Consider the following 19,303-nt stretch of genomic DNA (forward strand, 5'->3'; position numbering starts at 1 on the left):
CCCAACGCAGCAATACGACCAACCGGCAAAGACTGGTTCATCCACCCAGGAGGAGACTCATGAAGACCGTCATGTCACGGGGCATGGCGCTGACCGCGCTCGCCCTCGCGCTGAGCTGCGCCGGCTGCAACGACGACAGCACAGGCGACGCATCAACGTCGCAAGCATCGCAACTGCCACAACTCACGCCTGCCACCGGCTTGACGCTCGCCACCACGTGCGAGAGCTTTGCCGGCAAGCTGAGCTTTGCCAACACCAGCATCACCGCCGTCTCTACCGTGGCGGCAGGCACGTTGACCGTTGGCGGCAACGCCGTGCCCGAGCATTGCCTGATCACCGGAACCATGAACACGCGCGTGAGCCCGGTAGACGGCAAGACCTACGCCATCGGTTTTGAAATGCGCCTGCCCAAGGCGTGGAATGGTCGCTTCTTCTATCAGGCCAACGGCGGGCTGGATGGCTCGGTGGCCACCGCGCTGGGCGCGCTGGGTGGCGGGCCCGTGAGCAGTGCGCTGGGCTCGGGGTTTGCCGTGATCAGTTCGGATGCTGGGCATAACGGCAGCCAGGTGCCGCTGTTCGGGCGTGACCCGCAGGCGCGCCTCGACTACGGCTACAACGCCGTCGCCACGCTCACGCCAATGGCCAAGTCGATGATCGCGCAGGTGTACGGCAAGGCGCCGGACCGCAGCTACTTTGGCGGGTGCTCCAACGGCGGGCGCCATGCGATGGTGGCCGCTGCGCGCTCGGCCAATGCGTATGACGGCATTGTGGCCGGCGACCCGGGTTTCCATCTGCCCAAGGCGGCCATCAACGAGGTGTACAGCGCGCAGCAGCTGGCGACGGTGGCCACGGCCAACACCAGTGCCGGCTTTCCAGACATCACCACGTCCCTGAGCGCAACGGAGCGCGCCATGGTGGCCAGCCACGTGCTCGCCAAGTGCGATGCGCTGGATGGCACGACCGACGGCATGATCAACAACCTCAAGGCGTGCCAGACGGCCTTCAGCCTCGCTAACGATGTGCCGACCTGCACCGGCGCACGCGACGGCACTTGCCTGACCGCCGCGCAGAAGACCGTGATGGCCAATCTGTTTGCCGGCGCGCACAACAGCGCAGGGCAGGCGTTGTATTCGGGCTTTTCGTTTGATGCCGGTATCAGCGGCAGCAACTGGGCTGCCTGGAAGCAGGGCAACTCCATTCAGCTCGACCCCGCAGCACTGGCGTTCGTGTTTACGACCACGCCGCAGCCCGCATCCGCCATTACGTCACTCACCGCGTATGGCCTGGCGTTCAACATGGACACCGACGCGCCGAAGATCTTCGCCACCGACGCCACGTACACCGAATCCGCCTGGTCGTTCATGACGCCGCCCGACGAGACCAACCTCGGCACGCTCAAGGGGCGCGGCGCCAAGCTGATGGTCTATCACGGCACGAGCGACCCGGTGTTCTCGTCCGACGACACGACCGACTGGTACCAGCGCCTGGCTGTTGCCAACGGCGGCGATGCCAGCAACTTCGCGCGCTTCTATCCGGTGCCAGGCATGAACCACTGCGCGGGCGGCCCGACCGCCGACCAGTTCGACATGCTCACGCCGCTGGTGGCCTGGGTGGAACACGGCGTGGCGCCCGACAGCGTGGTCGCCACCGCGCGCGGCCCTGCCAACGCCGTGCCCAATGCCGAAGTGCCCAGCGATTGGAATTCCGCCGGCCACGACCGCACGCGCCCGCTGTGCGCGTACCCGAAGAACGCCCGCTATACGGGCACCGGTAACGTCAACGACGCGTCGAGCTTCAGTTGCCAATGACGGCCGCCCAACATCCGGAAGGAGACGCCATGCAAACCACCACCACGACATTGACCCGGGAGAACGTTGGCCCCGGTGTCGCCATGACCCTCGGGCTGTGCTTCATCGTTGCACTGCTTGAAGGGCTCGATCTGCAATCCATCGGCGTGGCCGCGCCGCGCATGGCGCGCGAGTTCGGCCTATCGGTCGGGCAGATGGGCCTGGCCTTCAGCGCCGGCACGTTCGGCCTGTTGCCGGGCGCCATGCTGGGCGGCCGCCTGGCCGATCGCATCGGCCGCAAGCGTGTGCTGATCCTGGCCACGGCGCTGTTCGGCATCTTTTCGATCGCCACGGCGCACGTGTGGGATTTCAACAGCCTGCTGATGATCCGCGTTGCCACCGGCATCGGCCTGGGTGCCGCCATGCCCAACCTGATCGCGTTGTGTGCCGAAGCGGTACCCACACGCCTGCGCAACACCGCCGTGAGCGTCATGTATTGCGGCATCCCGTTTGGCGGCGCCATCGCCGCGGTGGTCGGCATGTTGAGCGCGGGCGATTCCGGCTGGCGTCACATCTTCTACGTGGGCGGCTTCGGCCCGCTGGTCGTGGTGCCGCTGCTGCTGACGCTGCAGGAATCGCGCCGGTTCGACAGCGCACAGCGTGGCGCCATCCAGCCACCGCCCGTGTCATGGGCACTGTTTGGCGAGCGCCGCACGGCCGCCACGCTGTTCCTGTGGGTCAGCTATTTCTTCACGCTGATCGTGCTGTATTTCCTGCTCAACTGGCTGCCTTCGCTGATGGCCGCGCAGGGGCTGAGCCGGCCGCAGGTGGGCATGGTGCAGATCCTGTTCAACATCGGTGGCGGTGCAGGCGCTTTGGGTATCGGCATGCTGATGGACGCGGCGCGCCCGCGCTGGGTGGTATCGGGCATGTATGTCGGCATCATCGCGGCGCTGTCGTTGCTGGCCGCCGCAGGCGGTATGGCATCGATGTCGGCCGGGGCGTTCATGGCCGGGCTGTTTGTGATTGGGGCGCAGTCGGTGCTATACGCGCTGGCGGCGGCCTATTACCCGACTGTCGTGCGCGGTACCGGCGTGGGTGCCGCAGTGGCTGTGGGCCGGCTGGGCTCGATCGCGGGGCCGCTGCTGGCGGGCCAGTTGCTGGCGATGGGGCAGCACGCCACCACCATCATCGGCGCGAGCATCCCCGTCACTGTTGTTGCGGCGCTGGCGGCGTTGCTGCTGCTCAAGCGGCCACGCGTGCAGGACTGACGCAGCGGTTCTTCTTTCTCGCGCCGTCCGCCCGGATGGCGCCTTCCACGCATTCCAAACTGCCGGCCCGCCAGACATGGGGGGCGGGACCGGCTCGACCCTAGGAGGGGCCCCACATGCAAACCACCACCTTGCGCACGCACTGTCTCGCGCTGGCAGCGGCCACCTGCGCACTCGCCAGCGGCGTGGCCAACGCCCAGAGCGTCACGCTTTACGGCCTGATCGACACCGGCATCGAATACGTGAGCCATGCCAACGCCAACGGCAATGGCCTAACACGCATCCCCTCGGTGACGGGTACGTTGCCCTCGCGCTGGGGCCTGCGCGGCGCTGAAGACCTGGGCAGCGGCATGAAGGCCGTGTTCACGCTGGAAAGCGGTTTCAACACAGACACCGGCACCTCCGGTCAGGGAGGTCGTCTCTTCGGCCGGCAGGCGTGGGTCGGGCTCGCAAGCGATTACGGCACCGTCACGCTGGGCCGGCAGTACAGCATGGTGTTTCTGTCGCTGGCCGATGCTGACATTCTCGGCCCCAGCCAGTACGCCATCGGTTCACTGGACGCCTACATCCCCAACGCCCGCACAGACAACACCATCGCCTACAAGGGCACTTTCAGCGGCCTGACGGTGGGCGCCACGTATTCGTTCGGCCACGATGCCGCGGGCGGTGTGCCCGCGTCCGGCACGTGTGCGGGAGAGGTAGCGGGTAATGCATCGGCGTGCCGCACCATGTCGGCAATGGTGAAGTACGACGCCGCCACCTTTGGTGTGGCCGGCGCCTACGAAGAGCAGCGCGGCGGCACCGGGGCTACTGCATCGTTCTTCAACGGCAGCGCGCCCATCGCGTTCACCGATGCGGGCGACAAGGACCGCCGCATCGTCGCCAACGGTTATGTGAAGCTCGGCAACGCCAAGCTTGGCGTCGGCTGGATCGGCCGCCACCTGCAAGCCGTTGCTGGGGATGTCCGCTCCAACCTGTACTTCGTCAACGGCAGCTATCCGCTCACGGGTGCGCTCACGCTCGATGCCGGCCTGCTCCGTATCGTCAATGCCGACCAGAGCCGCAGCGCAACGATGGCCGTGCTGCGCGGCGTCTATGCGTTGTCCAAGCGCATGGCGCTGTATGCGCAGACTGGCTATCTCTGGAACAGCGCCAACGCGCAGTATTCCGTCAGCGCCGGAGGCGGCGGCACCACGCCCGCCAAGGGCGTGAACCAGCTCGGCGCGATGGTGGGGATGCGGACGGCGTTTTGATGATGTGGAAGGGGGGGGAGCATCGCCACCCCGTCACCCATTGACGATCTCCCCCCCATTCGGATGCAGCGTCTGCCCCGTCATGTAACTCGCATCGGCAGACGCAAGAAAGATGTAGCAGGGCGCCACTTCATCCGGCTGGCCGGCCCGGCCGAGCGGTTCCTTGCTGCCAAACTTGGCGACGTGCTCAGCATCGAAGGTGGACGGGATCAACGGCGTCCAGATCGGCCCCGGCGCCACGGCGTTCACCAGGATGCTCTTGTCCGCCAACTGCTGCGCCAGTGAGCGGGTGAACGCCACGATCGCGCCTTTGGTGGCGGCGTAGTCCACCAGGTGCCCGCTGCCGCGAAACGCCGTGACCGACGTGGTCGCGATGATGCGCGCGCCTTCATGCAAGTGCGGTAGCGCCGCGCGTATCAAATAGAACATCGCAAAGACATTGGTGCGGAACGTGCGCTCCAGCTGCGCCGCATCAATGTCGGCCAGGCTTTGCTGTGGATGCTGCTCTGCCGCATTGCTGACCACGAGATCGATCTTGCCGAACATGGCCACCGCCTGCGTAACTACTGCGCGTGCATGCGCTTCGTCGCCCAGGTCGCCGGCAATGGCTTCGCAGCGGCGGCCCGTGGCGCGTACCAGGCGGCAGGTCTGGTTGGCGTCGTCGTGTTCATCCAGGTAGGCGATCAGCACGTCCGCGCCTTCCTTGGCGAAGCCGATGGCGACGGCGCGTCCGATGCCGCTGTCGCCGCCGGTGACGATGGCGACCTTGTCGGTGAGCTTGCCGCTGCCGACGTAATTCTCCATCTCCGCGCGCGGGCGTGGCGTCATGTTGCCCTCGGTGCCGGGCTGACGGTCCTGGTGCTGTGGCGGTTGCTGCTGTGGCTGGTCGGGCATGGCGGGCTCGCTATGAAAGTGCGGATACACCGGCTTTCAGCACGCGGCATGCCATTGCGCACGATCGCGGGGTGAGGTGCAGTCTGCGGCGCATGCATTGAGGCACGCCGCTTGCTCTGCTGGTGGAACAGACTCCACATCGACCACGGGAGGCGCCATGGACACGCTGCTGTTCCTGTTTGGCGAAGGCAAGGATCTCAACCCGCTGCAAACCGCATTGCGCGCGGTGGTCGTGTTCGCCATCGGGCTGGCGCTGGTGCGCCTGTCGGGCCGGCGCTCGTTCGGCCAGCGGGCGCCGTTCGACTTCGTTGTCGCCGTGTTGCTGGGCGCGACGCTGAGCCGAGCGATTGTCGGGGCCTCGCCGTTTGTGGCCACGGTGTCGGCGTCGCTCGCGCTGGTGGCCGTGCACCGCCTGCTGGGGTGGGCATGCGTGCGGCTGCCGAAGCTGGACCGGCTCATCGCGGGGCGCGAACGCGAGGTCTATCGCGAAGGGCGCTTCGACCAAGGGCAGATGGATGCGGCGCTCATCACCATGGGCGACTTGCAAGAGAGCGTGCGCCAGACCTTAGGCTCGCGCACGCTCGACGATGTGGAGGCCGCCATCCTGGAGCGCAACGGACAGGTCAGCCTGATCCGCAAGCGTCGCTGATTTTGCACACACGCACACCGGAGCCAGCCATGCGAAACAAGCAACAGAAGGAAAACCGAGACGCCGAACAACGCAAGGCTGATTGGGAACAGGCCGAATCGCACCGCAAGCCGGGCGACCGGCCGGCCAATGCGGAAGTCGGCCGCACCGGCAGCACGGCACCCAAGCAGCAGAGCCCGCACGACACGCTGCGCCGCATGCGCCAGGGCGAGGTGCCGCCTGGCATCACCCGCGACAAGCTGCACGACCCCGGCGACCAGACCCCCGGCGCTTCACCCACAGATAACCGCAGCTGAGCGCAACGTGCCTGCCGCAGACGACGCCCCGTGGTACCGCCGGCTGGGGCCCGGCCTGATCACCGGCGCCGCAGATGACGATCCGAGCGGGATCGCCACCTATGCGCAGGCCGGCGCGCAGATGGGTACCGGCATGCTGTGGACGCTGTTGCTGACGCTGCCCCTGATGATTTCCATCCAGCTCGTCAGCGCCCGCTTGGGGCGCGTGTCCGGGCAGGGCGTGGTCGCCAACATCCGGCGGCATCAGTCGCCATGGCTTGCCTATGCATTTGTGGCGCTGGTGACGCTTGCCAACATCATCAACGTGGGTGCCGACATTGCGGCCATGGGCGACAGCGTGCGCCTGCTTCTGGGGGGGGCGACAGCGTGGTATGCATGCCTGTTTGCCGTCTTCACGCTCGTGCTGCAAGTCTGGATGCCGTACCGCCGCTATGCGCGCTATCTGCAATGGACGGCGCTGTCACTGCTGGCATATGTGGCGACGGCATTTGTCGTGAAGGTGGACTGGGTGCACGCGCTGCACGACACCGTGGTGCCCCGGCTGCATTGGTCGAAAGACTATGCAATGACGCTGGTGGCGGTGTTTGGCACCACCATCAGCCCCTATCTGTTTGTCTGGCAGGCTGCGGGCGAGGTCGAGGAAACACGGCTGGCCGAAGACGAAGCGCCGCTCAAGAAAGCGCCGTGGCAGGCGAAGGATCAGCTCGCACGCATCCGCATCGACACTACGGTCGGGATGGTGGTGTCGGCGCTGATCGCCTTCTGCATCATGTTGACGGCCGCTTACGCACTGCACACGCACGGCCTCACGCAAATCGAGACCTGCGCACAGGCCGCTGAAGCGCTCAAGCCTGTGGCCGGGCGCTTTGCGCAGACGTTGTTTGCCGTGGGCGTGATTGGCACGGGGCTGCTGGCGGTGCCGGTGCTGGCGGGCTCCGCCGCCTATGCCGCTGCCGAGGCCTTCCAGTGGCACAGCAGCCTGGAGGCGAAGGTGCACCGCGCGCCCAAGTTCTACCTGTTCCTGGCGCTCGTGATGGCGGTGGCCACGGTGATGGTGTTTCTGCCTATCGAACCGTTCAAGTTGCTGTACTGGGCGGCTGTGCTCAATGGTGTGGCGGCCACGCCTGTCATGGTGATGCTGCAGTTGATGTCGCGCCGCAAGGCCGTGATGGGGCCGTTCCGCAGCTCCCGCCTGCTGCATGGCACGGCGTGGCTGGCGACGCTGAGCATGTGCGCCAGTACGCTCCTGTTCTTCGTGCTGGCTGTGCGCGGTTCGTAAAACGGCAGGCACTGGGGTTGCGTGTCTTGGGCGAAACCGCGCAACCGGCGCGGTGCCCTGTTGACCAACTAGGGGTCAATCATGAAAGCTGTCGTATTCCACGGCATTGGCGACATTCCTCTGGAAGACGTGCCCGTAGTGCCGCGCTCCACATCGCAGACCAGCCCGCCCGTCTGCCGGCTTGCATGAAGGCGCGGCCCGAAGTGGGACGGTGCAGAAGACGGACTCGTCACCAGGCGTGGAATTCGGTCAGTCTTGCAACGCGAGGTGCGACGCAAGCCATGTTCCACGCCCGCCCGGGCTCTGGCGCCCAGGCGGCCCCGGAATCGCGCGATAATGCAGGACTTTCCTGCTGTTTCCTGTCCTACCCCGCCTTTCTGCCGCCCCGCCATGACCGGACTGACCACCGCCCTCCTGCACGCCGACCGTGAAGCCGGCGTCGAGCACTACGCCGTCCACAAGCCCCTGCACACGTCAACCACGTACGGCTATGCCGATACACGCGAGCTGATCGACGTGTTCCAGGGCAAGCCCGGCTACACCTACGCGCGCCAGGGCAACCCGACCACCGCCGCACTGGAAGCCAAGATCACGATGATGGAAGCGGGCGTGGCCACCGCGTGCTTCGCCACCGGCATGGCGGCCATCATGGCGGTGTTTTCGACCATGCTGCGCGCGGGCGACCACGTGGTCTCCAGCGCCTTCCTGTTCGGCAACACCAACAGCGTGTTCGAGACGCTGCGCAACCTGGGCGTGGAGGTGACGTTCGTCGATGCCACGTCTGCCCAGGCCGTGGCCGACGCTGTGCAGCCGAATACGCGCCTCGTCTTCGTGGAAACCATTGCCAACCCGCGCACCCAGGTGGCGGATCTGAAGGGCATTGGCGACGTGTGCAAGGCACGCGGCCTGATCTACGTGGTCGACGGCACGATGACCTCGCCGTGGCTGTTCCGCGCGCGCGACGCGCAGGCGAGCCTGGTGGTGCATTCGCTGTCCAAGTACATCGGCGGGCACGGCAACGCGCTGGGCGGTGCGGTGGTCGATACCGGCCTGTTCGACTGGACGACGTATCCGAACATCTACCCGGCGTACCGCAAGGCCAAGCCGGAAATGCAGGGCATCCAGCAGATTCGCAAGAAGGGCCTGCGTGACCAGGGCGCGACGTTGATTGCCGATGCCGCGCACCGCATTGCCGTGGGGGCCGAAACAATGGCGCTGCGCATTGACCGCACCTGCAGCAATGCCCTGGCGCTGGCCCGCACGCTGGCCGCGCACCCGAAGGTGGCACGCGTGTACTACCCCGGCCTGCCGGAACACCCCGAACACGCACGCGCCACCGAGCTGTTCCGCCACTACGGCGGCCTGCTGAGCTTCGAACTGGTGGACGGCGCAGACTACGTCGACATGCTCGACCACCTGCGCTACGCCGTGCGCGCCACGCACCTGGGCGACACACGCACGCTGGTGATTCCGGTCGCGCCGACCATCTACTGGGAAATGGGCGCGGAGCGCCGCGCATCCATGGGCATTGCCGATTCGCTGGTCCGCGTGTCGGTCGGCATTGAAGATGAGGCCGATCTGTTGGCGGATTTCACGCAGGCGCTGGATGCTACGGCCGTCGGCTGAGCTGGCACCGTTCTGGCTTTGAAATTTGAAGGCCCGCTCACTCGCATAGAGTGGCGGGCCTTTTTCATGGCAGGTCAGAACACGTGCCTGATGCCGATCATCGTGCCGAGCTGGTTTCCGCCGGCGGCGGGTGCGGCGCCCGTGGCGGCACTGTCTACAGACAGCGCCAGGCTGCCGCGGTTGTCGATATAGCCGACCGTGGCATACACCGACGAGCGCTTGCTGAACGCGTAGCTGGCGCGCACCGCCCCCAGCCATGCCTTGTTGGCGCTGTTGTGGAACCGCAGGTGGAAGACCTCGCCCGTGAGCGTGAGTGCCGGTGTCAGGTCGTACGCGGCGCCCGCATAGAAGAGGTCGCTGCGCGGCGTGGCCGATGCGCCATTGCGGCGGCCGATCCAGCCCAGACCAACCTTCGCGCGGTCGAACAGCGCATAGCCGCCCAACGCCATGCGCTCATCCTTGAGCGAGCTTGACGTCAACCCCGCAAACGCGCCGGGCTCGCCGCGCTGGGAATCATATGCGGCAGAAACGCCCCACTTGCCGGTCTCGTACATCAGCAGCGCAGACCACTCGCGACAGGCTCGCGTGTCGGCAGGGTTTTCGCCTGCGCAGTTGGTGCCGGACGGGCTGGGCCCGGCGTTGACGGCATCGCGGCCAAAGCTGTAGGTGGCACCGACCGTGAACCCGCCGAACTTGCCCTTGTAGGCAATAGCGTTGTCGGCGCGGGCGTTGGGCAGGTAGGTGTCGAGTGAGCTGGAACCGTACGCGTTGGGGCCGAGCAGGTCGGTATCGAGCGTGGCCCAGAACAGCATCGTGTATTGACGGCCGAGGCTGATCTGCCCCCAGTTGTTGGACAGGCCCACCCACGCCTGCCGACCGAACAGGCGGCCGCCCTGGTTGCTCGTGCCGCTGTCGGGCGCGAAGCCCGATTCCAAGGTGAACAGCGCCTTGGCGCCGCCGCCCAGGTCTTCGGTGCCGCGCAGGCCCCAGCGCGAGGGTACGGTGCCGCTCAGGTTGGGCATGCGCACGACGCTATTGCCGGCCGAGCCGATGCGGTTGACGTATTCGACGCCCGTATCGATGACGCCGTACAGCGTCACGGACTGGGCTGCTGATTGTGCGGCGGCAAGCGCGGGCGCTGCCAGCAGCAAGGGAAACGCCAGGTGGCGCAGGTTCATGAGGTCTCCTCCGTTGTGTTTTTTTGCGTGGATGCCCTACGTGCACCCATCGGTGCATCAGGCGTTTTGGTGGCGAATCAAGCGATGAAATCGGGCTGTTGTGCCGGCGCCGCAGCCTTGAAGGCCGGATGCGCACTGGCGTGTTGGTAGATCGCCATCGCGTGCTCGTACCGCTCCAGCGAACACCCCATGCGCAGCGCGTTGGCAACCTGCGGCACCAGCGCAACGTCGGCCAGCGTCGGCGCATCGCCAAAGCACCATGGGCCGGTGCCGTACCGCGCGAGCAGGCGCTCGACGGTCGCCATGCCTTCGTCGATCCAGTGGCGATACCACGCGTCTTTCTGCTCGGGCGTGACCTTCAGCACGTCTTGCAGATAGCGCAGCACGCGCAGGTTGTTGATCGGGTGGATGTCGCAAGCGATGGCGTTGGCCAGTTCCAGCACGCGCGCCCGCTGCAACGGTTCGAGCGGAATGAGCCGTGGCTCGGGGTGGCGCGCATCGAGGTAATCGATGATCGCGAGCGACTGGCTCAATTGCATCTCGCCGTCGATGAGCGCCGGTACGCCCGCCGACGGGTTGATGTGCTCCACATAGCCTGCCGCGCGATGCTCGCCGGTGCGGATGTTCACCGGCAGCGTCTCGTAAGGCAGCCCTTTGAGCGCCAGCGCAATGCGCACCCGATACGACGTCGAGCTATTGAAGAAGCTGTAGAGCTGCATGGCGCGCCTGCTCAGACGATGCAGGCTTTCAGCTCGCCCAGGCCATTCACGCCCATGACGATGCGGTCGCCGGGCTTCACGGCCCCGACACCTTCCGGCGTGCCGGTAAAGATCACGTCACCCGGCTCCAGACGGAAGAACTGCGACAGGTACGCCACCGTTTCCGCCACCGACCAGATCAGGTGCGATACGTCGCTGCGCTGTTTGGTCTCGCCATTGACGGTCAGCCAGATGCCGGCTTGCTGCGGGTGCCCGATCTTGCTGACCGGATGGATGGGGCCCATCGGCGCGGACACATCGAATGCCTTGCCGATCTCCCATGGGCGGCCCATCTCACGCATCTTCATCTGCAGATCGCGGCGGGTCATGTCGAGCCCGACGGCGTAGCCCCACACATGGTCGAGCGCGGTGTCCACGGAGATGTCGGCGCCGGATTTGCCGATCACGGCCACCAGCTCGGCTTCATAGTGGTAGTTCTGCGTTTGCGAGGGATACGGCAGTTCAAGCGTTTGACCATCCGCCACCGGCACGATGGCGTCTGTGGGCTTGCAGAAGAAGAACGGCGGTTCGCGGTCGGGGTCGTAGCCCATCTCACGGGCGTGGGCGGCGTAGTTGCGGCCGACGCAATAGACGCGGCGGACGGCAAATTGGTCGCTGCTGCCTGCAACGGGCACCGTGGTGAGGGCAGGGGGCGTGAAGACGTAGGTCATGGTGGGCTCAGTGTGGTCGGTCAAAGCGCAGGGGTCAGGCGTGAATCGGCCCGGCGGCGGTGCCGTCTGGCACGCCGCAAGAGCAATGGAGTGGGTTCTTGTCAGGTACGCGCTTCGCGCAGCAGATTCAGTGCGGACAGCACGGGCCGGTCGGAATAGCTGAACAGCACCGCGTCCTCCGATGCGTTGAGCTGCACCGGCGCCCACGACGGCGCGACAAACACGTCGCGCGGCTCGAACTCGAATTGCGCGTCGCCAATGCGTGCCGTGCCGCGGCCTTCCACCACGCTGTAGACGGTGGCGTCGGTGCTGCGGTAGGTCTTGCCCGCAAAGCCCTTGGGCAGGAACTGCATGAAGGTGGCGATGGTAGGCATCGGCCAGCCGCCGGTGGCGGGATTCACGTAGCGCAGCTTCACGCCGTCCCAGGGGTCCAGTTCGCCGTGGCGGTAGAGCGTGTCGAGCGCTTCGAGCGAGCGCGCATACGGGTAGCTGAAGATCGGTGACGTGGGGTCGGTCACGCGATGGCGCACCGGCACCATGTTGTGGCCGAAGCGCGCGTAGCTGTCGCCTTCCGGGCGCATCACGGGTTGCTGCGCTTCCGGATAGTTCTCGGCAAAGCCGCAGTCGAATTGCTGCACCAGCGGAATGTCGAGGCCGTCCAGCCAGACGACGGGTTCGCCACCATCCTCAAGCGTCGGGCAGCCGTGGTCGTGCCACGTCCACGAAGGCGTGATGATGAAATCGCCGGGGTGCATCGTGGTGCGTTCGCCGTTGACGGCAGTCCACGCGCCACGGCCTTCGACAATGAAGCGCAGCGCCGATTGCGTATGCCGGTGGCTCGGCGCGATCTCACCCGGCAGGATCAATTGCAGCCCCGCGTACAGCGTGGATGTCACGCTGGCCTTGCCCGGCAGCCCCGGGTTCTCCAGGATCAGAACGCGGCGCACGGCCTCTTCCGCGCTGATGACGGCGCCGGCCTGCATGACCAGCGGGCGCACCTCGTTGTACTTCCAGATGGCGGGCACGATGCGCGGCGTGGGCTCGCGCGGCACCAGCGAATGCAGCGATTCCCACAGCGGCGCCAGTTGCCTGCCATCGAGTTGCGCGTAGTACGCGCCGCGCTCGGTCTGCAGCGTGGTTGATGTCATGGCCATCCCCTTACAGCTCGACAAAGACGTGGCCGTCTTCGATCTTGATCGGGAACGTGCGCACGTCGGTCGTGAGCGGTTCGCACATCGCCTTGCCCGAGCGCACGTCGAACTTGCCCTGGTGCAGCGGGCATTCGATCTCGTAGCCGTCGAGAAAACCGTCGCACAGGCGCGCGTGGCCGTGCGTGCAGACGTTGTCGGTGGCGAAGACTTCACCGGCAACGCGGTACACCGCGATCTCCGCGTCGCCGGCACTGACGGCAATCACGTCGTCGTCCGGCAGGTCGTCAACGCTGATGAGCTTGAGCCAGGTGGTGGTTGATGTATTGCTCATGGGCAGACCTCAGATCGGATAGATGATCGAGTTCGGGATCATTTCGCTGTCGAACACGCAGGTGCGCGACTTCAGCTTCAATCCCGTTTCGGTGCGGACGATGATGTCGATGTAGCGGCCGACGTTGAACACCGTCGACAACGCATCGGGCTTGGTGCGGAACACGGCGTAGTTGGCCTGCGCTTCAATGCGGTCGCCTTCCACATGCGTGACCTCGGGCAGGCCAACCACATGGCGCTGGTAGTACGGGTCGTGGAAGATCGTCTCTGTGATGCCGTAGATGCGGTCCTTCAACATGCCCTTGCTTTCGAACGACAGCGTGGCGAGCGGAAAGCCGCGTTCGTAGTTTTCGCGCGGCTGGACCTTGTAAGTGCAGTCGTCGACGAAGAGGTCGGTCCATTGATCCCACGCCGCGTTGTCCACGGCGCTGGCGTAACGGGTATAGAGGGCCAGCAGTTGCTGGTAGGTCGAGAAATCGAGCGTGTCAGTCACGTCAGCCATGTCAGATCTCCATCACCTTGCGCCAGTATTCGTACATGCCGCGGATAAGCGTTTCCGTGACCATGTGGTCGGTGTCGCCCACTTCGCGGCCGCCGAGTTCGGCCACGGTGCGGTGGCCCGGCTTCTGCTCAAAGCCTTCCTGGGAGAACTCGATGACCTCGCCGTCGTCTGCCGAGACAAAGCCGGCGGGCCCGAACAGGTTGGCCTGGCGCAGGCGGCGCTGCGTCATCTCTTCGGTGTCGTCTTCAAAGCCGAAGTGGGTCCAGACGAAATCGAATGAGCCGTGGCCGTTGGGCTGGATGTGTCGTGTCGACACGGAATTGACCTGCTGCTGGATGATCACGCTCGGGAAGACGGTCATCATCACGGCCGTCGGGCCGCCCCACCAGGGTTCCTGCACAACATCGAGAAAGCGGTCGTCGTGCAGCGTCATCTTCTCTTTGAAGCTGGTGACGCCGCTGGTGACGGCGCCTTTCCCGCCGGTGCCGCGCGTGGAGATCATCGCGGCGTGGCGATGCAGCGCATCCATCTTCAGCTCGGATTTGTTGTCCGCTCGCCAGAGCCCGAACGTGACGAACCACGTGTGCAGAAGCCCCGGGTGATACGGGTCTTTGATGTTCTCCTGCATCAGCTTCCAGTTGCCCGGAATGCGCTGCTTGTTGTAGCCAAGTATCTTCAGCTTGCGACCGTCGAACACGCGGTCGAAATAGCCAAGGATGGTCGGCCCGAGAAAGTCTTCCAAAGACGGCAAGTCGTGGTCGAACGAGGCAAAGATGACCCCGTTGCGCACGGCCACGTTGAGTTGCATGAGGCCGTGTTCCTTCGGATCGAAATCGGCAGGCATGCCGCCCTGCACCTTGCCTTCGGACTTCACGCCCCGCCGGAATGGCACGCCGATCAGGTTGCCTTTCAGGTCGTAGTTCCACTGGTGGTAGGGGCAGGTGAAGTCTTTGCGGTTGCCGGATCTCTCGCGGCAGAAGCGCACGCCGCGGTGCGCGCAGACGTTCTCCACCACGGCAATCGAGCTGTCCGGCGTGCGTGTGACGATCACCGAACGTTCGCCCACCACCGTGCGCTTGAAATCGCCCGCGTTGGGTATCTCCGCTTCCAGGCCGACGTAGCACCAGTGCCCGTTGTAGAACAGGCGTTCCAGCTCGCGCTGGTGGATCTCGTCGTCGGTGTAGGCGCGGAATGGAATCCGGCTGGAGCCATCGTCTTTCCAGACGGGTCTGGAAAACGTGAGGGTCGACTCTTTCATGGGTGTCTCCGAGGCTTGTAATGGGCGTGCGGCTTCAGACGCCAACGGCGTAGAAGGCATCCGCGTAGATGTGTTCGGGCAGCACGCCGCGCTGGCGCAACAGCAGGCTCGCGGCGTCCACCATGACGGGCGCGCCGGCCAGGTAGGCGCGCCAGCCCGTGAGGCTCTGCCAGTCGCTCGCCACTGCGTCGGTCACGACGCCCGAGCGGTAGCGGTGGTCTGTGTTGGATGTCGTGATGACGACGTGCGTGTGCAGGTTCGGCAGGCGCTCGCGCAGCGCATCCAGCCAATGGGTGCCGTACACGTCGATGGGTGAGCGCACGCCGAAGTACACGTGTACCGGGTTGGTCATGCGCGCATCGGCCATGCCGCGCAGGATGGAGAGAATGGGCGCGAGGCCGGTGCCGCCCGCAACGCAAAGGATCGGGTCTGCATTCCGGCGGCGCAGATACGCCGTGCCCAGCGGCCCGCTCACGCGCACGTCATCGCCCACCTTGAGTTCGCTGGCAATGTACGAAGTGACACGGCCATCCGGCACCACACGCACATGGAACTCAAGCGTGTTCCCTTCGTTGGCCACGGCCATCGAATACGGCCGCACATGCTTGGGCGTGAACTGCAGCGTGGCGTACTGGCCGGGCGAGTAATCGAGCGGCTTGGCGAGATCCAGCCGGATGCGCTTGATGTCGTGGGTCATGTTCTCGATGGACGCGACCTTCGACTTGACGATCCGGGCGGCGTGCACGACCACTTCGTCCACTTCCGGCAGTTCGATTGCGCAGTCTTCTACCAGCGTGGTCTGGCAGGCCAGCACGATCTGGCCCGAGGCCGAGGGGCTGTTCATGTCGGCACCACCCGTGACGGCCACATTGCCGGATACGACACGGCAGCGGCACGTGCCGCAGCGACCGGCCATGCAGCTGTACGAGATAGGGACTTCGTTGGTGCGAAGGACTTCGAGCAGGTTATCGCCCGAGCGCGCGCTGACGATGCGCTGCAGTGGGGTGACGGTGACGTCCATGCCGTGTCTCCGGGCTAGTCGTTTTTCTGTGTGGAAGCATCATGGCCCGCTTGACGACATACATAAATAGAAGCAACCTGATGTCTCATATCACTCGCAGTGATAATGCGAGAACAAGAGGAGACACGCGGTGGAACTGCAGGACATCGACCTCAACCTGTTGGTCGTCTTCAATGAATTGCTTCGGCAGCGTCGTGTCTCGGCCGTGGCGGAAACACTGGGCATCTCGCAACCCGCCATCAGCAATGCGCTGAACCGCATGCGCAAGTTGTTTGGAGATGAGCTGTTCATCCGCACATCCAAAGGTATGGTGCCGACGCCTTTTGCCGAGACACTTGCGGAGCCCATCGCCTACGCGCTCGGGGCGATCTACAACTCGCTCAATGCCACGACCAAGTTCGACCCCAAGACGAGCACACGCGCCTTCACCATTGCGATGACGGACATCGGCGAGATCTACTTCCTGCCCAGTCTGATGCGCCGCCTGGAGAAGGACGCACCCGGGGTCACCATCAGCACGGTGCGCAACCATGCCGACACGCTGCGCGATGAGATGGAGGCCGGCCGTGTGGATCTCGCCATTGGTTTTCTGCCGGACCTGAAGGCGGGGTTCTTCCAGCGCAGGCTGTTCAAGCAGCGCTATGTGTGCCTCTTCAGAAAGGGCCATCCGCTCGCCAAGAACGGCATGACGATGAAGAGCTTCCTGGAAGCCGAGCACGTGTCGATCGTGGCCGAGGGAACGGGCCACGGCATGGTGGATTCAACCATCCTGCGGGCAGGGATGCCGCGGCGGGTGAGCCTGCGTGTGCCGCACTTCGTGGCGCTGGGGCACATCCTGCAGTCGACCGACATGATTGCGGTGGTGCCCGAGGCCTATGCCACGCGCACGCTCAAACCGTTTGACCTTGCCACGGCGCCTTGCCCGGCCAAGATTCCGGATATCACCATCAATGTGCTGTGGCACGGACGCAATCACCGCGAGCCGGCCAACCAATGGCTGCGGCAGTTGTTGTTCGAGATGTTTGCTATCTAGGCAGGACACAAGGGTGTGCCGCCTCGTTGCCTGCGAGTTCTGGAGCATCGCTCCACCGTCGAACATTCGAATTCCAACTGGGGATCGTCAGGACTGAGGCTCGAACACTGATGCTCCAACTTCCGAGGGTCGAGCGTCAGGCTCGATCGCCCGACGATGGCGCTCTGATGGACAAGCTCCACCGTCTGGGTGGCGTGCCTCACTCTCGAACACTCGGCTGCCGCGTGCGGAGGCTGACGTTTCAGCCTCGAAGGCTCGAACGCGACTGTTGGAGGCTCGTGCTCCGCCCTGAAACATTCGACCCTTCCGTGCTCCGAGGCTCGCAATCCGCCCTCGGACCGTCGCGCTCGGCGGGTTGGGGCTGGCGTTCCGCTCTCGGACTGTCGAACGCCGCGCCCTGAGGTCGAAATTTTCGACCTCAAACAGTGACACTCCACTGTTTGAGGTCCGTAATCCGCCCCCAACAGGCCGAATGCTTACGTGCCTTCCGGGGCAATGGGCAATGCCTGCCCGGCGCCGGTACGTTTTGCCTGGCTGCCGCATAGGAAGATGGCCACCGCCGCAATTGCTGCCGGCACCGCCACGATCAGGAACAGCAGCTGGAACCCGATGTTTGCCGTCAGCAATACGCCGCCCACCAGTGCACCGCACACCGAACCGAGACGGCCTACGCCCAGTGCCCAACTGATCCCTGTCACACGGTTGGCGGTGGGGTAGAACTGGGCCGCGAATGCGTTCGCGCCGATTTGCGAGCCGCTGATGCAGAAGCCCACACCCGTGACGGCAAAGGCGAGCATCGTGCCTTGTGTCACGCCTGTCAGGGCGAGGAATATGGCACCCAGGCCGTAGGTGCCGCACAGCACGATCGTCGCGGGGTACCGATCCATCAACCGTCCGATGATGAGCGCGCCAATGGTGCCGCCCACCTGGTACATCACCGCAATGCGCGACGCCAGCGCGAGCGACACGCCACCCGCGTGAATGAGCGTCGGCAGCCAGTTCGTCAGCAGATAGACGATCAGCAGGCTCATAAAGAACACCGTCCACAGCAGCAGCGTGCCCGTGCGGAAAGCCGGCAGGAAGAGCTGCCGCACCGGCGACCCCGGCGCCTTGGCTTCATGCAGCGCGAAGCGCGTGTCGGGCGTGACGGCCAATGGCGCAATGCGGTTGAGCAGCTTGCCGACCGTGGTGTTGTCGGCACCACTGGACACCAAGTAGCGCACCGATTCCGGCAGCGCAAAGGCCATCAATGGCACCAGCACCAGTGGCACGACGCCGCCAAACAGCAGCACGCTGCGCCAGCCAAAGTCGGGCACCAGTTGCGCGGCAACGATGCCGCCAAAGCCCGAGCCCAATGTAAAGCCGCAGAACATGACCGTGGTGAGGAAGGACCGTCGGCGCTCCGGGCAGTATTCGGACGTGAGGGCGATGGCGTTGGGCATGGCGCCGCCCAGGCCAAGGCCCGTCAGGAACCGCAACGCGATCAGCGCGCTCACGTTTGGTGCAAACGCCGATGCCACGGTGGCAACGCCAAACGCCGCTACCGTGATCAGCAGCGTGCGTTTGCGCCCGATGCGGTCGGCCAGTGGGCCAAAGGCAAGGGCCCCAACCATCAGCCCCGCCAGGCCGGCACTGAACACGGTGCCCAACACGCCGGGGGTGACGTGCCAGTCCTGCACGAGCGCCGGCGCGATGAAGCCGACGCAGGCGGTGTCGAAGCCGTCAATGGCAACAATGAAGAAGCACAGCGCAACGACGCGCCATTGGAACGCGGAAAAGCGTTGGCCGTCGAGCCACGCTCGCACGTCGATGGTTGTAGGGTGGGGCAGCATGGTGTCTCCTCAGTTTTTTGTAGGTGTGCGCTGAAGGTAGCGGGCACCGAGGAGGCACGCCAGTCGGCTGGTGAATGCGCGACATTCACCAGATTGATACTGGACGGAAAAGGTAGGTGTGGCTGGCCTGGGCCGGCAAGTCAAGCGACAGCCGAGAGGCGGCTCAGTGGAAGAACAACATGCGCATCCCGAACGTGTGATGCGCCTCCGCCGCCATCAGAACCATCAGCACCAGCAACGCGAGCGGCGGCATGAGAATGGCGTACACCAGTGCCAGCCGCTCCCACATCATGTGCATGAACACAGAGACGATCAGCCCCGCCTTGGCGATCATCAGAACGACGATCAGCACCCAGCGTGTGAGGCCTTCCACGCGAAAGTAATCGACCAGGTACGACAGCGTGCTGAGCACGAACAGCAGGCCCCAGATTTTCAGGTAGACGCTGATGCTGTGCTGCTGGCCATGGGTGTCGGGCACTGCTGGCGTGGAGGATGGGTCGGTGTGGTTCATGGC

19 protein-coding genes are annotated in these 19,303 nt (G+C 65.0%); 8 read left to right on the forward strand and 11 right to left on the reverse strand.

The genetic code is table 11. The features are described 5' to 3' along the window. The first annotated feature begins 59 nt into the window (after positions 1-59). The 3 genes from DOD19_RS17570 to DOD19_RS17580 all read left to right on the forward strand — a co-directional run bounded on the left by DOD19_RS17570 (position 60) and on the right by DOD19_RS17580 (position 4,311). The gene (locus DOD19_RS17570) at positions 60-1,808 is read left to right on the forward strand and encodes a tannase/feruloyl esterase family alpha/beta hydrolase (RefSeq protein WP_112186870.1); all 1,749 of its coding nucleotides are present in this window, start codon (positions 60-62) and stop codon (positions 1,806-1,808) included. 29 nt (positions 1,809-1,837) lie between these two features. Next, positions 1,838-3,058 (forward strand): 3-(3-hydroxy-phenyl)propionate transporter MhpT, encoded by a 1,221-nt coding sequence (gene mhpT / locus DOD19_RS17575; RefSeq protein ID WP_024977966.1) that lies wholly within the window; start codon positions 1,838-1,840, stop codon positions 3,056-3,058. A 116-nt stretch (positions 3,059-3,174) separates the two neighbouring features. After that, a complete protein-coding gene (locus tag DOD19_RS17580) occupies positions 3,175-4,311 on the forward strand; it encodes a porin (RefSeq protein WP_112186872.1) in 1,137 nt (378 codons plus the stop codon). 33 nt (positions 4,312-4,344) lie between these two features. On the opposite strand, the gene DOD19_RS17585 is transcribed toward DOD19_RS17580, so the two are convergent. Continuing rightward, on the reverse strand, positions 4,345-5,205 hold the full coding sequence (locus DOD19_RS17585; protein ID WP_112186874.1) for an SDR family oxidoreductase: 861 nt from the start codon (positions 5,203-5,205) through the stop codon (positions 4,345-4,347). Positions 5,206-5,362: 157 nt separating this feature from the next. Here DOD19_RS17585 and DOD19_RS17590 point away from each other — a divergent pair, with 157 nt between their 5' ends. From DOD19_RS17590 to DOD19_RS17605, 4 genes are all read left to right on the forward strand, one after another. Then, a complete protein-coding gene (locus tag DOD19_RS17590; protein ID WP_024977963.1) occupies positions 5,363-5,854 on the forward strand; it encodes a YetF domain-containing protein in 492 nt (163 codons plus the stop codon). A gap of 29 nt (positions 5,855-5,883) precedes the next feature. After that, positions 5,884-6,150 (forward strand): hypothetical protein, encoded by a 267-nt coding sequence (locus DOD19_RS17595; RefSeq protein ID WP_112186876.1) that lies wholly within the window; start codon positions 5,884-5,886, stop codon positions 6,148-6,150. A 7-nt stretch (positions 6,151-6,157) separates the two neighbouring features. Beyond that, positions 6,158-7,429 (forward strand): Nramp family divalent metal transporter, encoded by a 1,272-nt coding sequence (locus DOD19_RS17600; RefSeq protein ID WP_024977961.1) that lies wholly within the window; start codon positions 6,158-6,160, stop codon positions 7,427-7,429. A gap of 390 nt (positions 7,430-7,819) precedes the next feature. After that, the gene (locus DOD19_RS17605; protein WP_112186878.1) at positions 7,820-9,055 is read left to right on the forward strand and encodes a cystathionine gamma-synthase family protein; all 1,236 of its coding nucleotides are present in this window, start codon (positions 7,820-7,822) and stop codon (positions 9,053-9,055) included. A 74-nt stretch (positions 9,056-9,129) separates the two neighbouring features. Here the strand turns inward: DOD19_RS17605 and DOD19_RS17610 are convergent, their stop codons facing one another. The 8 genes from DOD19_RS17610 to DOD19_RS17645 form a co-directional block, all read right to left on the reverse strand. Further along, positions 9,130-10,233: a porin gene (locus tag DOD19_RS17610; protein ID WP_112186879.1), complete on the reverse strand. Its 1,104-nt coding sequence runs from the start codon at positions 10,231-10,233 to the stop codon at positions 9,130-9,132. 77 nt (positions 10,234-10,310) lie between these two features. Beyond that, positions 10,311-10,952 carry a maleylacetoacetate isomerase gene (gene maiA, locus DOD19_RS17615; protein WP_112186881.1) on the reverse strand — a complete coding sequence of 214 codons (642 nt, stop codon included), beginning with the start codon at positions 10,950-10,952 and terminating at the stop codon, positions 10,311-10,313. 11 nt (positions 10,953-10,963) lie between these two features. Continuing rightward, on the reverse strand, positions 10,964-11,662 hold the full coding sequence (locus DOD19_RS17620) for a fumarylacetoacetate hydrolase family protein (RefSeq protein WP_112186883.1): 699 nt from the start codon (positions 11,660-11,662) through the stop codon (positions 10,964-10,966). Positions 11,663-11,763: 101 nt separating this feature from the next. Further along, positions 11,764-12,810, reverse strand: a complete 1,047-nt coding sequence (gtdA, locus tag DOD19_RS17625) for a gentisate 1,2-dioxygenase (RefSeq protein ID WP_112187221.1) — start codon at positions 12,808-12,810, stop codon at positions 11,764-11,766. A gap of 10 nt (positions 12,811-12,820) precedes the next feature. Next, positions 12,821-13,144, reverse strand: a complete 324-nt coding sequence (locus DOD19_RS17630) for a non-heme iron oxygenase ferredoxin subunit (protein WP_024977955.1) — start codon at positions 13,142-13,144, stop codon at positions 12,821-12,823. 9 nt (positions 13,145-13,153) lie between these two features. Further along, positions 13,154-13,645: a nuclear transport factor 2 family protein gene (locus DOD19_RS17635; RefSeq protein ID WP_112186885.1), complete on the reverse strand. Its 492-nt coding sequence runs from the start codon at positions 13,643-13,645 to the stop codon at positions 13,154-13,156. Position 13,646: 1 nt separating this feature from the next. Beyond that, positions 13,647-14,903, reverse strand: coding sequence for an aromatic ring-hydroxylating dioxygenase subunit alpha (locus DOD19_RS17640; RefSeq protein WP_112186887.1), 1,257 nt, complete (start codon positions 14,901-14,903; stop codon positions 13,647-13,649). 34 nt (positions 14,904-14,937) lie between these two features. Next, complete coding sequence (locus DOD19_RS17645) at positions 14,938-15,924, reverse strand: FAD-binding oxidoreductase (protein ID WP_112186889.1); 987 nt, start codon at positions 15,922-15,924, stop codon at positions 14,938-14,940. Positions 15,925-16,054: 130 nt separating this feature from the next. Between DOD19_RS17645 and DOD19_RS17650 the strand changes: the two genes are divergently transcribed. After that, on the forward strand, positions 16,055-16,957 hold the full coding sequence (locus DOD19_RS17650) for a LysR family transcriptional regulator (protein WP_112186891.1): 903 nt from the start codon (positions 16,055-16,057) through the stop codon (positions 16,955-16,957). A 476-nt stretch (positions 16,958-17,433) separates the two neighbouring features. On the opposite strand, the gene DOD19_RS17655 is transcribed toward DOD19_RS17650, so the two are convergent. Both DOD19_RS17655 and DOD19_RS17660 read right to left on the reverse strand, forming a co-directional pair. Further along, on the reverse strand, positions 17,434-18,789 hold the full coding sequence (locus DOD19_RS17655) for an MFS transporter (RefSeq protein WP_112186893.1): 1,356 nt from the start codon (positions 18,787-18,789) through the stop codon (positions 17,434-17,436). 163 nt (positions 18,790-18,952) lie between these two features. After that, complete coding sequence (locus tag DOD19_RS17660; RefSeq protein ID WP_024977949.1) at positions 18,953-19,300, reverse strand: cytochrome C oxidase subunit IV family protein; 348 nt, start codon at positions 19,298-19,300, stop codon at positions 18,953-18,955. Between the last annotated feature and the right edge of the window lie 3 nt (positions 19,301-19,303).

The organism is Ralstonia sp. GX3-BWBA (genome assembly GCF_003290055.1).
In the GTDB taxonomy this organism is placed as follows: domain Bacteria; phylum Pseudomonadota; class Gammaproteobacteria; order Burkholderiales; family Burkholderiaceae; genus Ralstonia; species Ralstonia holmesii.